The sequence below is a fragment of the Aquimarina addita genome, assembly GCF_039539305.1.
Lineage (GTDB): Bacteria > Bacteroidota > Bacteroidia > Flavobacteriales > Flavobacteriaceae > Aquimarina > Aquimarina addita.
On the sequence record NZ_BAABCW010000018.1, the window covers coordinates 22,257 to 36,720 of the forward strand.

Annotated in this window: 15 protein-coding genes; 10 read left to right on the forward strand and 5 right to left on the reverse strand. The window is 32.3% G+C overall.

Annotated elements, in window-relative coordinates:
* Window positions 1-7 precede the first annotated feature (7 nt).
* On the forward strand, window positions 8-622 hold the full coding sequence (locus tag ABD816_RS17510) for an IMPACT family protein (protein ID WP_344929609.1): 615 nt from the start codon (window positions 8-10) through the stop codon (window positions 620-622).
* Here ABD816_RS17510 and ABD816_RS17515 read toward each other — a convergent pair.
* A complete protein-coding gene (locus tag ABD816_RS17515; RefSeq protein WP_344929611.1) occupies window positions 619-1,029 on the reverse strand; it encodes an acyl-CoA thioesterase in 411 nt (136 codons plus the stop codon). The genes ABD816_RS17510 and ABD816_RS17515 overlap by 4 nt on opposite strands.
* A 190-nt stretch (window positions 1,030-1,219) precedes the next feature.
* Here ABD816_RS17515 and dnaA point away from each other — a divergent pair, with 190 nt between their 5' ends.
* The 3 genes from dnaA (at window position 1,220) to ABD816_RS17530 (ending at window position 4,122) form a co-directional block, all read left to right on the forward strand.
* Window positions 1,220-2,647, forward strand: a complete 1,428-nt coding sequence (dnaA, locus tag ABD816_RS17520) for a chromosomal replication initiator protein DnaA (protein WP_344929612.1) — start codon at window positions 1,220-1,222, stop codon at window positions 2,645-2,647.
* Window positions 2,648-2,659: 12 nt separating this feature from the next.
* On the forward strand, window positions 2,660-3,109 hold the full coding sequence (locus tag ABD816_RS17525) for a low molecular weight protein-tyrosine-phosphatase (RefSeq protein WP_344929614.1): 450 nt from the start codon (window positions 2,660-2,662) through the stop codon (window positions 3,107-3,109).
* A 281-nt stretch (window positions 3,110-3,390) separates the two neighbouring features.
* Window positions 3,391-4,122 (forward strand): SAM-dependent methyltransferase, encoded by a 732-nt coding sequence (locus ABD816_RS17530; protein ID WP_344929616.1) that lies wholly within the window; start codon window positions 3,391-3,393, stop codon window positions 4,120-4,122.
* Window positions 4,123-4,405: 283 nt separating this feature from the next.
* On the opposite strand, the gene ABD816_RS17535 is transcribed toward ABD816_RS17530, so the two are convergent.
* The 4 genes from ABD816_RS17535 to dapF form a co-directional block, all read right to left on the reverse strand.
* Window positions 4,406-5,056 carry a peptidoglycan-binding protein LysM gene (locus ABD816_RS17535; protein ID WP_344929618.1) on the reverse strand — a complete coding sequence of 217 codons (651 nt, stop codon included), beginning with the start codon at window positions 5,054-5,056 and terminating at the stop codon, window positions 4,406-4,408.
* A gap of 466 nt (window positions 5,057-5,522) precedes the next feature.
* Window positions 5,523-5,834: a hypothetical protein gene (locus ABD816_RS17540; RefSeq protein WP_344929620.1), complete on the reverse strand. Its 312-nt coding sequence runs from the start codon at window positions 5,832-5,834 to the stop codon at window positions 5,523-5,525.
* Window positions 5,824-6,354 carry a GNAT family N-acetyltransferase gene (locus tag ABD816_RS17545; protein WP_344929623.1) on the reverse strand — a complete coding sequence of 177 codons (531 nt, stop codon included), beginning with the start codon at window positions 6,352-6,354 and terminating at the stop codon, window positions 5,824-5,826. The genes ABD816_RS17540 and ABD816_RS17545 overlap by 11 nt, the downstream gene beginning before the upstream one ends.
* Window positions 6,348-7,133: a diaminopimelate epimerase gene (gene dapF, locus ABD816_RS17550; protein WP_344929624.1), complete on the reverse strand. Its 786-nt coding sequence runs from the start codon at window positions 7,131-7,133 to the stop codon at window positions 6,348-6,350. The genes ABD816_RS17545 and dapF overlap by 7 nt, the downstream gene beginning before the upstream one ends.
* Window positions 7,134-7,301: 168 nt before the next feature.
* Here dapF and ABD816_RS17555 point away from each other — a divergent pair, with 168 nt between their 5' ends.
* From ABD816_RS17555 to rplS, 6 genes are all read left to right on the forward strand, one after another.
* On the forward strand, window positions 7,302-8,726 hold the full coding sequence (locus ABD816_RS17555) for a trypsin-like peptidase domain-containing protein (RefSeq protein ID WP_344929626.1): 1,425 nt from the start codon (window positions 7,302-7,304) through the stop codon (window positions 8,724-8,726).
* Window positions 8,727-8,864: 138 nt separating this feature from the next.
* Complete coding sequence (locus tag ABD816_RS17560; RefSeq protein ID WP_344929628.1) at window positions 8,865-10,313, forward strand: glyceraldehyde-3-phosphate dehydrogenase; 1,449 nt, start codon at window positions 8,865-8,867, stop codon at window positions 10,311-10,313.
* A gap of 333 nt (window positions 10,314-10,646) precedes the next feature.
* Window positions 10,647-11,288, forward strand: coding sequence for a tRNA (guanine-N1)-methyltransferase (locus ABD816_RS17565; RefSeq protein ID WP_344929629.1), 642 nt, complete (start codon window positions 10,647-10,649; stop codon window positions 11,286-11,288).
* Between the two features lie 69 nt (window positions 11,289-11,357).
* On the forward strand, window positions 11,358-12,035 hold the full coding sequence (trmD, locus tag ABD816_RS17570) for a tRNA (guanosine(37)-N1)-methyltransferase TrmD (RefSeq protein WP_344929631.1): 678 nt from the start codon (window positions 11,358-11,360) through the stop codon (window positions 12,033-12,035).
* Between the two features lie 319 nt (window positions 12,036-12,354).
* Window positions 12,355-13,197, forward strand: coding sequence for a hypothetical protein (locus ABD816_RS17575; protein WP_344929633.1), 843 nt, complete (start codon window positions 12,355-12,357; stop codon window positions 13,195-13,197).
* A gap of 252 nt (window positions 13,198-13,449) precedes the next feature.
* Entirely contained in the window at window positions 13,450-13,800 is a 351-nt protein-coding gene (gene rplS, locus ABD816_RS17580) for a 50S ribosomal protein L19 (RefSeq protein ID WP_344929634.1), read from the forward strand.
* Window positions 13,801-14,464 lie beyond the last annotated feature (664 nt).

Sequence of the window (14,464 nt, forward strand, 5' to 3'; positions counted from 1 at the left end):
AAGTAGTTTGAAAAGAGAAGATATCTATAGAACCATTGATAAACCAGGAGAAGAAGTTTTATTTAAAGATAAAAACAGTAAATTCTTTGGCTATACGTTCCCTATCACCTGTGAAACTGAAGCAAAACATCATATTAATATACTAAAAAAGCAACATCATGCTGCCAGACACTGGTGCTATGCGTGGCAAATAGGAACAGAAAATATTCGTTATAGAAGCAATGATGATGGAGAGCCTTCTAATTCTGCCGGACAGCCAATATATGGACAGATTCTATCGTTTGAAGTCACAAATATTTTAATCGTTGTCGTTCGTTATTTTGGAGGTGTAAAATTAGGCGTTGGTGGGTTGATACATGCATATCGTAGTGCAGCACAGTTAGCATTAACATCCTCTGTAATCAAGGAAAAAACAATTGACATTCATTTCTCAATTACTTTTGAATATAAAAATATGAATAAAGTAATGCGAATCATAAAAGAAAATCAACTTCAAATAACAGATCAAAAACTAGAATTAGATTGTAAATTATTTATTTGTGTAAGAAAAACGATGGCTAATAAAATAAATAGCCTTTTCTCTTCGTTGTACGAAATAGAGATCAAAAGATTAGATAATTAATTTGCTCTTTTTTTTATGATCTCTATCAAATAAGAGGGGCACAAAATTGGTTTACGTGTGGTCATATCTACAAACACCAAAGTAGAAGATGCGATTGTTAATAATTCTTGATTTTCGTTATGAATTTCGAAGTCAAAAACAATTCTAACTGTAGGATTTTTCCTTAGTGTTGTTGTAATAGTCAATTCATCATCAAAATAAGCTGATTTCATAAATTTAAAATCAATTTTGAAGACAGGAAGCATAATGCCATTTTCTTCCATAGATTTATATGAAACTCCAAGTTTTGATAGCCAATCAATACGTGCTAATTCTAAATACTGTGCATAATTACCGTGATGAACAACACCCATTTGATCGGTTTCTGCATATCTAACTTTTAATAAAGTTTTGGAGATAATTGACATATAAATTGTTAAATAATGGTATATTGATACAAATAACTTAGAAAGTAAAGTATGCAAAAAAAATAATTAAAATTCAACCCCTAAATCGTTTTTTTTTTACATTTTTTGTTCACATATTTGTGAAGCAAAAAAAGAAGGAGGTTTTTCAACAATTTCCTGTTAATAACCTAAAAATAATCTAACCTAAATAATGAATATAACTGCGCAATCAGTTTGGGATAATTGTCTTTCATTTATAGAAGACAATATAACTCCTCAAGCTTTCAAAACTTGGTTTGAGCCAATTAAAGCTGTTAAATTAACAGATAGCGCATTGAGCATTCAAGTTCCCAGTAAATTTTTTTATGAATGGCTAGAAGAACATTATGTAAATCTTCTTAAAGTATCATTAATACGGGAGTTAGGCGAAACTGCTAAGTTAGTTTATATTATAAAAATGGAAAACACTTACGGTAATAAAAAACCTTTTACCGAAAAGATCCCTAGTTCAAACCGCTCTTCTGTGAGTTCTCAAGAAGTGGATGTTCCTGTAAAAAGCAAGAACCCTGAACTTAAAAACCCGTTTGTAATCCCTGGTATTCGCAATGTTAAAATAGAATCTCAATTAAATCCTCATTATAATTTTGATAATTTTCTTGAAGGTGACTCTAATAGATTAGCAAGATCTGCAGGTATGGCTGTTGCTAATAAACCAGGAGGAACTTCATTCAACCCATTATTAGTATTCGGCGGTGTTGGTTTAGGAAAAACCCATTTAGCGCATGCAATTGGTGTTAATATAAAAGATAATTATCCAGAAAAAACAGTACTTTATATTTCTGCTGAAAAATTCACACAGCAATACATAGAATCTGTAAAAAAGAACAATAGGAATGATTTTATCCATTTTTACCAAATAATAGATGTACTCATAGTTGATGATATTCAGTTATTATCAGGAAAAGCTGGCACACAGGATGTTTTTTTCCACATATTCAATCACCTGCATCAAAACGGAAAACAAGTAATCCTCACAAGTGACAAAGCCCCTGTAGATATGCAGGATATAGAGCAACGATTGCTTTCCAGATTTAAATGGGGACTATCAGCAGAGCTTCATCAACCAGATTTCGAAACAAGAATTTCTATTATAAAAAATAAGCTATATCGTGATGGTGTAGAAATGCCTGAAGATATCATAGAGTTTTTAGCAAATAACATCAAAACAAATATCCGAGAACTAGAAGGAGCTATTATTTCATTAATAGCGCATTCATCCTTTAATAGAAAAGATATCACTATTGATTTAGCAAAAGCGATCGTTGATAATTATGTCAAAAACACCAAGCGAGAAGTATCTATTGATTACATCCAGAAAGTAGTTAGTGATTATTTCCAAATGGATGTAGAAACACTTCAGTCTAAGACCCGTAAACGTCATATTGTACAAGCACGTCAATTAGCCATGTTTTTTGCAAAAAAACTAACAAAAGCCTCTTTAGCCAGTATTGGCACACAAATAGGAAAAAGAGATCACGCTACGGTACTACACGCATGCAAAACCGTTGACAATCTATCATCTACCGATAAACAGTTTAGGAAATACGTAGAAGATCTACGAAAAAAGTTGACTCTTTAATTTTTTTATAAAATGATTAGAATCCTAATGGTTTGCCTTGGGAATATCTGTCGGTCTCCATTAGCAGAAGGAATCCTAACGTCTAAATTAAATCCAAAAGAATTCCAAATAGACTCTTGCGGAACAAGCAATTACCATATTGGTAAAAAACCAGACACAAGATCAATAGATATCGCAAGAAAGCACGGTATCGATATTACGAATCAAAGAGCAAGTCAATTTACGGTAGGTAATTTTGATACTTATGATTTTATATACCCTATGGACTCAGCAAATTACAATGATATCATAAAACTTGCCAGAAACGAAAACGACCGCAAAAAAGTAAAACTAATTCTTGAAGAACTAAACCTCCCTACAGGTATTGATGTACCAGATCCATACTATGGAGGAGATCAAGGCTTTATGGGTGTTTATAAAATGCTGGATGAAGCATGTACAAAAATTGCTGAAAAATTATAAAATGCTACCACTCTAAAGCAACAAACACTACCACGTTTATTACACAAAAATAGAAGAGATAAAACAAAGCTAAACAAAAGTACTAGTTTTCATAAATACACAACCTCTACAAATACCGATTCAAAACTCTAAATAATGACTTATTAATAGGGTATTATATTTTTACTATTAATTATAACAAAAAAATTAGTAGTATTGTAAAACATGTACTAATGAAATTAAACCACATATAGCATACATTATTACAAGGAACTTAACCAAAACAATTATTAAATAAAACTATGGAACTTAAACCCCTAGATCCAAAAGGAAGATTATACCTGATACCAACCAGATTAGGAGATGACGTACCGCTAGAGGTACTCCCCATATCCATCAAGAAAGTACTAGAGCAAGTAAACCATTATATTGTCGAAAACGAAAAACCTGCGAGACGATTTATCAAAAAAGTTAGCCCTAGTAAATCACAAGGATCACTTATTATTAACACAGTAAATAAATACACGGACATTGCCGAGATCCCTACATATCTGGAACCTTGCCTTAATGGACTTTCCGTAGGCTTATTGTCTGATGCCGGATGCCCAGGTATAGCAGATCCGGGAGCTGAAATCGTAAAATTAGCTCACGAAAAAGGAATACAAGTAACTCCTCTGGTAGGGCCTTCATCCATATTATTAGCAATGATGAGTAGCGGAATGAATGGACAATGCTTTTCTTTTAATGGATATCTACCTATTGACAAAAACGAAAGAAAATCAGCCATAAAAACATTAGAAAGAATTTCATTAGAAAAACAGCAAGCACAAATATTTATAGAAACACCGTATCGAAATGATAAAATGTTAACTGACCTTACTACAATATTACATGACAGTACAAGATTATGCATAGCGTGTGATATCACACTAACTACAGAATACATTGCTACAAAAAATATTGCTCAATGGAAAAATGAATCAATAGAACTACATAAAAAACCTGCAATTTTTATTATTCAAAGAGATTTTTAAGTTGTTCAATCCTTGTATTATAACATCACCATCATTCGTTATGAATATAAGCTCTTCTCAATCAAAATCAAAAAACATAAACTCATCAAATAAATAATGGTTCTGACAATAAAAAAAGTTAAGTATAAAGAACCAATAATACGCCAACCACCTATAAAAAAAACAAAACCTCGTGAATTTTAAAACTCACAAGGTCTTTATATAATTTTCTATAAAAAATTGCCTTAAGAAATCAACCAGAAGAAAAACTAACTAATTATACACAAAGACAAATACAAATAGATTATGCTTTTGCTTTTCTATCAGGAACTACACTAGACGTATCATAGCCCGCAAATCTTTTCATATAGTAACGAATGGTAGTACCAAAAGCATCTGCAAAACCTTCTACTCCTCCACTACGAAGATATTTTTTCACCGCTCCCGGACCTGCTAAATGCGCAGCAGCCAGTACACCCGACTCTGTAACTAAAACACCATTTATCCGCTTACCAGTAAACCATTTTAGATCTTTACGCAAAATCCATTTATTTCTGGAAAGATTAGCATAAAACGCTCTTTCCTGAAGCTCTGGACTATTAAGAAAAGTATTTTTACTTTTAATACCAATGAGAGCCAATGTACCAATACCGAATTGATATTTACCCATATACCCAAATTGATTAACAATACCGTAGTCTTTCCGGGATTCCTTAAAAGCAAGCGCTTCTTTAAAACCTGTATATCCCTTTCCTAATTCTGGTGAGAAAAATGTATTAATAGTTTCTTCTTCTACATCATCTTCTATCTCATTAAAGTTAGGAGCGATGTAATACAAATCCAATCCAGCTGTACTATAAGTGCTAAGATTTGTGCTTTTGCCTGATGTAAAACTTACTAATATTATTCCCCCTATTGTAAGAATTACTGATAATCCAATTATCCTCTTTATCATATAAAAATTTTCTAAGTAGACATCAAAAATTGACGTTCCCCTCTACTTAAATTTTCGAGTGCAAATATAAGCTATTTTTTTAAACCACAAGCTCGACAATGTTAAAATATTATAAACCTGAAAAACAATAAGTTACAAAAATAACCATCCCCAAAATGTACCAAAAATCGCTCTGAAAAGGTTTGAGATAAAGGGATGAAGATCAATCAACCTCTTTTCATTTACAAAAACTTAAACGTTAAAATGACCAACTATTAACAATTAAATTTATGAAATTGTTAATAAAACGAGGATATTTCTTCTTTGAAACAGAAAAAAACCTGCTTTTTTTCCTACAAAATTTCGTGTATTATTAGCACCTCAAGTACAAAAGAAATTATTCACAAAAGCACCATAAACGTCATTGTCACACTACGACCCTAAAAAATTGCTAATTGATTACTTCTCATATGAGCTCAATAGTGTACTATCGACTTAGATACTTTATGATTTCAATATTGCTCCATCCTCTTCTTATGGTGTAGCTGCCTGGTTTAATATGATTTGCATACCCTTTTTTTATAGCTATTCTATCAAAACTAGTAGTTTCTTTTAGCAAAGGATGGATAATTCTTCTTAATGCAGGGTACTCAGTTCCGGCTGGAATTTTTAAAACAACGGTTTCTGTTTCGAAATTAGTATTAGGAGAGAAGACTGCCTGATATACGTGAAACGCAAAAAAACCACCAGCCAATAATCCCATTAATGCTATACTCAGCAATATCTTTTTAATGTACATATATTAATTGATATATCAACTCATCTTTATAAACCCCATCTTTAGTAAGACTCCATTCTTTTTTTACTCCTACTTTCTCAAACCCTTGATTTTCAAACAACATAATACTATGTACATTATCAACCGAAATATTAGCATACAGCTGATGTAAATGAAGATGTGTTTTTCCATATTCTGAAACCAATGCTAACGCTTCTTTACCATATCCTTTACCCCTAAGCTTCTTGTCTGTTATTAATACCCCTACTCCTGCTCTATTATGAGCAGGATTAAAATCAAAAAGATCAATAAGCCCTAATACCGTCTCATCCAGATCACAAATCACTAATCGTAATTGTTTTGCTTCATAAATATCCTGATGTGCATTTTCTAAATATTGCTTAATCAAAAATCTGGAATAAGGCGTTTGGGTGGCACTCATTTCCCAGATTTCCTCATTATTTTCAATCATATAGATGAAATCAAGATCCTCTGGCTCCAGTGCTCTTAAAAAAATTTGTTCCCCTTTAAGTGTTAACATACAATCTCGCCTTTAAAAACCTGTTCTGCAGGTCCTATGAGAAAAATATGATGATATCCTAACTCATTTTTCTGGAAGGTTACTTTTAACTCCCCTCCGGGAGTTTGCATTCGAACTTCTTTTTTATCTGTCATCTTAGATGTATGCAGAGATAGCGCCACTGCAGTGACTCCAGTACCACAAGACAGGGTTTCATCTTCTACACCGCGCTCATATGTTCTAACATTAAAAACACCTACTGTTGCTTTTTCTACAAAATTCACATTACTTCCTGCCTCATAATAAGGCGCTCCGTTTCTAATGCTACGTCCTACAGAAACAACATCATAATTATCTAAATCATCGACAACCATTACATGATGTGGAGAACCTGTATCTAAGAATAAATGAGAATCATATTCTTCTATAGTAGAAACATCCTGCATTTGCAATTGTACCAATCCATCTTTTATTACAGCATAATGTTTTCCATCGATAGCAGTAAACGTGGCTTTATCCTTTATAACTCCTAAAAAAGAAGCAAAAGCAACTAAACATCTACCTCCATTCCCACACATAGAACTTTCATTACCATCGGCATTAAAATACACCATAGTGAAATCATCTTCATCATTTTCAGGAAGTTCTAATAACATCAATCCATCTGCTCCAATTCCAAATTTTCTGTCACAAAGTCTTTTAAATAATTTGGTATCATTTTTGGTCACAATAGACTGTCTGTTATCAATGATTACAAAATCATTTCCAGTACCTTGATATTTATAAAAAGTAAGGTTCATTATTCTCTAATTCAACTTTAATAAGGACAAAGGTACAAAGAATGTAAAGATAATTCGGTTGTTAATTAGGCGTTAAATTTTAAAAAAAGCATCACTAAATTTGTAATTTTTGATGTTTAAAACAGTCTTTAAAAATAGTATGAATCAAATTAAATAAAGAAAAAGAAGATGAAAAGATTTTTGAGCTTATTAGTTGTAGCTATTTTGGCAGGAGCCTTTACCTTGGGAGCGTATAAATTATGGATGGAACCTGAGACCGCATCTGTTGCTATCACTGACACCCGTCCAAACGCTGGTTTTATACCCGTTAATTATACTTCTACTGCAACCTCATCAAGTACGAATGCTGATTTTACGGTTGCCGCAGAAAAAACGGTAAACGCAGTAGTACACGTAAAACAATACGGTATTTCGCGTCAGCCAAGAAATTTAATGGAATATTTTAGAAATGGCGGGAATGCAGGAGCAGGAGAAAAAAGGATTCAAGGTGCTGGTTCTGGAGTAATTATTACAGAAGATGGATATATTGTTACTAATAACCATGTAATTGATGGCGCCACAGAATTAGAAGTTACACTCAATAATAATAAGTCATATAAGGCAGAGGTAATTGGAACATCAGCACAATCAGATATCGCATTGATCAAAATTGATGCAGACACTAAACTTTCTTATATTCCTTTTGGCGATTCTAATGCCGCTAAAATTGGAGAATGGGTACTAGCCGTAGGAAATCCATTTAATCTTACATCTACAGTTACTGCGGGTATTATCAGTGCTAAATCCAGAGACCTGAATGAAATGGATAATAATGCGCAATCTTTTATACAAACTGATGCTGCTATAAATCCAGGTAATAGTGGTGGTGCATTAGTAAATATCCACGGTGAACTTATCGGTATCAATACCGCTATAACATCACAAACAGGTAGCTATGTGGGATATGCATTTGCCGTTCCTTCTAATAATGCTCGTAAAATCGTAGAAGATATCTTAGAATTTGGAGATGTTCAACGAGGGATTATAGGAATACGAGGAGGAACCATTAATCCTAAAACCATGGAACAATATGAAATTTCAGTATCACAAGGAGTGTTAGTTGCAAATGTTGATGAAGATAGTGGAGCCAAAAAAGCAGGGCTAAAAGAAGGAGATGTCATTAAAGAAATTGATGGCTTACCCATCAGAAAATTTTCTGACCTAACAGGATATGTTAATAGTAAAAGACCTAAAGATGTGATTAGTGTCAAAGTATTAAGAAAGAATAAAGAATTGACATTACCTGTTACTTTATCCAAATATGAAATACAAGAATATAATATTAAGGATGTAGGTGTAGAAGTATCTAACCCTAATAAAGAATATCTTAAAAAGTTTAATCTTGATCATGGAGTGGTTATTAGTAAAGCATTAAGTTCCAGAATGCAACGTTATAATCTGGAAGGGCTTATTATTAGCGAAATTGATGGTAAGAAAGTTTCTAATGTATTGCAGGTAAAACAAATTATAGAAAGCAAGTATCCTGAGGACGATATCACCATTAGTCTTATTGATAGAAATGGAGAAAAACGAGAATTCGTTTTTCAGAATTAGACAAAATTCATAAGAGAATAAAAGATCCCATTATTTTTTGAAAGATAATGGGATCTTTTTATAAAAAATGTTTTACGAAAACGTTTGAATTATATAATTTTGCGCGAAATTTGAACCATACAAAAACACAACAATCCTATGAACCATAATGAAGTTTACGAAAAAGAACTCGCTTTTCAGGCAGATAGAAGGCGTGCAACGGTATCATTTATTAAAACGGTAAGCGACCTATGGTATGATAACGCTGTCGAACTAGTATTGTTTCGTAATTCTCTTATCGATAAAAATGTTAGCGAAATTATTAATTTACATGAATATGCAGGAGAATTTGTACAAAAACCAATTTCTATTTTTGACTCTGTAGAGATTGCGCAATCAATTAAATTAATGAATTTACCTCCTTCAAAATTAGATATAGGTAAACTAACTTACGAGTATCATATTGCTGGTGATGAATTTGGTTCTATAAATCGGTTTGTACAGGAAAAGCTTAAGGATGCCAAAAAATTCACGCCTATCACACCCAAAAATGTGGTTCTATATGGTTTTGGAAGAATAGGCCGCTTAGTTGCCAGAGAATTAATGACTATAACAGGTAGAGGTAGTCAATTACGTCTTAGAGCCATTGTGACTCGAGGCGCAATTACAGAAGAGATTTTAGAAAAGAGAGCTTCCTTATTAAGAAATGATTCTGTTCACGGAAATTTTTCAGGATTAGTAGAAACAGATCTGGCAAATAGTGCTTTAATTATTAATGGTACTACTGTAAAAATAATCAGTGCTAATTCTCCAGAAGAGATAGATTACAATTCATATGGCATCAATGATGCATTATTAATTGATAACACAGGGGCTTTTAGAGACAAAGAGGCACTTAGCAGACATTTAAGTGCAAAAGGAGTTGATAAAGTATTACTCACTGCACCAGGAAAAGGGATTCCTAATATTGTTCATGGAGTAAATCACAAAAAACATAACCCCGATAAATTAAATATTTTTTCTGCTGCTTCTTGTACCACCAATGCAATCACACCTATTCTGCAAGCAATCGATGAAAGTTTTGGAGTAATCAACGGACATCTAGAGACAATACACGCCTATACTAATGATCAAAATCTTGTCGATAACATGCATAGCAAATATCGCAGAGGTCGTGCAGCTGCGCTAAATATGGTTATTACAGAAACAGGAGCTGGCAAAGCAGTTGCCAAAGCGCTGCCTAGTTTTGAAGGAAAACTAACCTCTAATGCAATCAGAGTACCAGTACCTAACGGATCTTTAGCAATATTAAACCTGCAATTAAATACTAAAGTGTCTAAGGAAACTGTAAATACTACTATAAAAAAATACGCATTAGAAGGAGATTTGATTGAACAAATCAAATATTCTCTGGACAATGAATTAGTATCAAGTGATATCATAGGTTCTGCAGCTCCTTCTATATATGATAGTAATGCTACGATTGTTGACCCAACAGGAAAAAATATAATTTTATATGTCTGGTATGATAATGAGTATGGATATAGTCATCAGGTTATCAGGCTATCTAAGTATATCGCAAAAGTAAGACGCTATACTTATTACTAAATATAAACCAGCATCATCATAGTTAAACCCTCTATTAAATCAGATAGTTTTTTAGAATAACATCTTCTGTCATTGCAATTTATACCGTACTATATTAGAAACCCTAAGATTACGGTATAGATTGCTTGATAAACTATAAGAATTTAATAATGAAATGTGATATTTCAATACTAAAAACAATACCTTTGAGGCATGCTTAGCGGCTAGATTATAAATCTTTTAAATCCCTCACAATATCATATATTTATTGGCGTTAAAACTAATTAAGGATAAAGTGAATCAAAACCCATCACTAGGTATCACACACATTAAAAACTCTTTTAAAATTAACACATGAAATTACCACAGTATCTATTAATTCTAATAGCTCTCTTCTTCACTTGTCAAACCCTCAAAGCGCAAGAAGGAACAACCACACAGGCAAAAGAAGAAACACTTACTGCTGATCAGGCATTACGACAAGAAAATATCAAAACTCAATTTGATGTTGTAATAAAAAAATCCGGTAAATACCAGGAATACAAAGTGGTAAAACGCATCTGGATAGAAAAACTTAAAGAGAATACGATTGATACTATCAAAACACTGGAGTCCAGATTAAGTACATCTAATGCAAAAATTACAGAACAACAAACTTCTATCTCTAACCTTGAAGCTTCTCTAGCTAAAACAAATGAAGATTTGTCTGCCATAACCGAAGAAAAGGATAGTATGACTTTTTTAGGGATGTCTTTTACTAAAAGTAGCTATAAAACCATGATGTGGAGTATTGTAGGTGGGCTTCTAGCACTTCTTGCTTTCTTTATCTTCAAATTTAAAAATAGTAATTCTGTAACAGTTCAGGCTAAAAAAGCGTTAACCGAAACAGAAGAAGAATTTGAGGAACATAGACGCAGAGCATTAGAAAGAGAGCAAAAAATAATGCGTAAACTGCAGGACGAAATCAACAAACAACGTAAAGCAGGAACTAAGTAACAGCATTTTATCTTAAAAATAGTTTATCACTAGTTTCTTTTGCATCTTTGCATTTTTTAAAATATACTGATGCGCATAGATATTATTACCGTTGTCCCTGATATTCTTAAAAGTCCTTTTGAGGCTTCTATCATGAAGCGTTCTATAGAAAAAGGATTAGTAGAAGTACACTTACACAACCTAAGAGATTACACTACAGATAATTACAAAACAGTAGATGACTATCAATTTGGTGGAGGCGCCGGAATGGTTATGATGATAGGTCCTATTGACAAATGTATTACCGACTTAAAATCGCAACGGGAGTATGATGAAATTATTTATATGACTCCTGATGGAGAGACCTTAAATCAAAGCATTACTAATCAACTATCATTACAAGGAAATCTTATTATTCTTTGTGGTCATTATAAGGGAGTAGATCAACGCGTAAGAGATCATTTTATCACCAGAGAAATTTCTATAGGAGACTATGTGTTATCTGGTGGAGAATTAGGGGCATTAATTTTATGTGATGCAATCATACGCTTAATCCCGGGAGTACTAGGCAATGAAACATCAGCATTGACAGATTCATTTCAGGATAACCTGTTAGCCCCTCCTATCTACACGAGACCTGCAAACTATAAAGGCTGGACAGTTCCAGAGGTACTTACTTCTGGTAATTTCCCTAAAATTGAAGCTTGGAGAGAAGAAAAAGCTTATCAAAGAACAAAAGAACTAAGGCCCGACTTATTAGATGAATAAAGCAATCATTCTCAAATGCATTAAGAAAATTGACAGCTCTGTATGAGGACTGAATACTATCTGATCATGAATTTAGTAAATTGATAAGAAATTTAATTGAATAATTTCCAGAACTATTTACTAGCTAACCAAAAACATACACAAGTTACACAATGTAGAAATTACTATTGAAGAAAAATAATCACTACTACAGTAGTTAAAATCTGACAACTGAGCATTTTCTTAATCTATGGCATTTGCTATAATGAATATTTTTTTTAGCTAAATTAGTAACATTTTCAGTAATTAAGACATTAATAAACAAACAATATAAAATTCTATGAAACAAATTCTAACACTCATTCTACTATCATTTTTAACATTCTCTGTAACTGCGCAAAGTGTAAAAGTCAAAAAAGGAGTCATTCTTATTGATAAAATTGAAGTTGGCACTATTGAAAAAATAAAAGTAAAAGGACCTAATTACTACCAAATCAATGATACAAAAGGTGAGCCCATTTTTAAGATACAAGAGCTTGCTCAACAATCCTTATTATTTCTGATGGACAAAGAGTATAGATACAGAGCCTTCTATGGAGGAAAATTATCAGATACTCTGACTATTACCAAAAAAAACTATTGGTTGTCAGAAAAGCGTATTGTTGAATATGCAGCACAAATCGGAATCTTAAACACAAAAGGCTTTGATTCAGCAAAAGCAGAAGAATTAATCACAAGTACTCCTAAAAGACCAGACTGGATATTAAAAAAACTTGAAGAAGAGAAAAAACTACTACCACACCGAGGGTATAAAGTAGAACGGGACTATGGTATAGAAGACATATACGTAGTTTCTGTTTCCAACGGACAAGGAATCAGCCAACTCAATGGAGGTTCGGTAACTAAGGAAAAATTTAAAATCTATCAGGGCGACTCCAACGGAGATCATGTATTAATAGGTCATGGGATATACGAGAAAGGTGGTACAGAGGGAACGTATCTATTTGTTTTTAATTCTAAAAATGTACCCTTAGCTTCATATGCAGGAGCACATTTTCAGATATATGAACCTAAAAGCACCATTAGCCCATTAGAACATGAAGTTAGTACCTTAAGCAGTGCTTCAATACCTAAATCTATGACTAATATGGCTAAAGAACTCGTGAAAAGAGATTTATTATAACATCAAAAAATCACTTGTTTTTTTGAGACCAAAAAAGATGAGTAATGAGCTAGATATAAGAAAACCATTTGTTCATTACATAATCTATAAATCTAAAAATAAGAACCTTAAAGCATCCAACACAAAAAATCAATAAAACTTACAAAAAACTTGTTAATTCATATTTAATACTTATTTTTGCAGCCGATTGAAACAACCTCTGGCGATAATCGTGAACGTTGCTTTAACAGAACAATAGTAAATCAAAGCAAAATGGCAGATTTAATAAAATTCGTACAAGACGAGTTTGTAGCAAAAAAAGAATTTCCTGAATTCTCTGCAGGTGATACAATCACAGTATATTATGAGATTAAGGAAGGAAACAAGACACGTACACAGTTCTTTAGAGGAGTTGTTATTCAAAGAAGAGGTTCTGGATCAACAGAAACCTTTACGATCAGAAAAATGTCTGGAACTGTAGGAGTTGAACGTATTTTCCCAGTAAATTTACCTGCACTTCAAAAAGTTGAAATCAATAAAAAAGGTAGTGTTCGTAGAGCTCGTATATTTTATTTCAGAGAGCTTACAGGAAAGAAAGCACGTATCAAAGAAAAAAGAGGCTAGTATTTATCAGCTTCATATACATAAAAAAGGTTGCCTCATGGCAGCCTTTTTTTATAAACAAAAGTTAACAACCTAAGTTCATAAACCGTTGATAACTAAATGAATAAAAAAACAAATAATACAATTATATTTTTTATCTTTATATCAGAGATATTAAAATTGTTTTAGATGACACAAGAATTCTAACATCTAATATTTCTATCGTTCTTTGAACATTTACATAAATAATCTTAATATTAGGATAAATATAAAACGAAAGTTATTTTTTTAAATACAGACTTGAAATTAATTTAAAGAATTTCTTTAAAATCATTTCAAAATGAAATTTAAAGGAAAAAATTAAGTTTTGACACCTTTTTAATATTAAGAGGTATTTGATTATTCGGATAAAAAAAATCGAAATTCACAGTAGTGATTTAGAAATTGAAGTATTCGTAATAATCAGTGAGTAGCTTTTATATATACAGATTATTATTTGATAAATATAAATCTACTCATACCCAGAAATATAAACTAAGGTATCTATATGCGAAAGCGGTAATTTTATAGCTGGTAAAATAGCTAACTTATTTTTATTTCTGCAAGAAAGCCATATCAAGATTTTCGTAATTTGATATGGCTTTTTATTTTAAGACAATCCCGTTATTGATTTTTTCTTATTTCA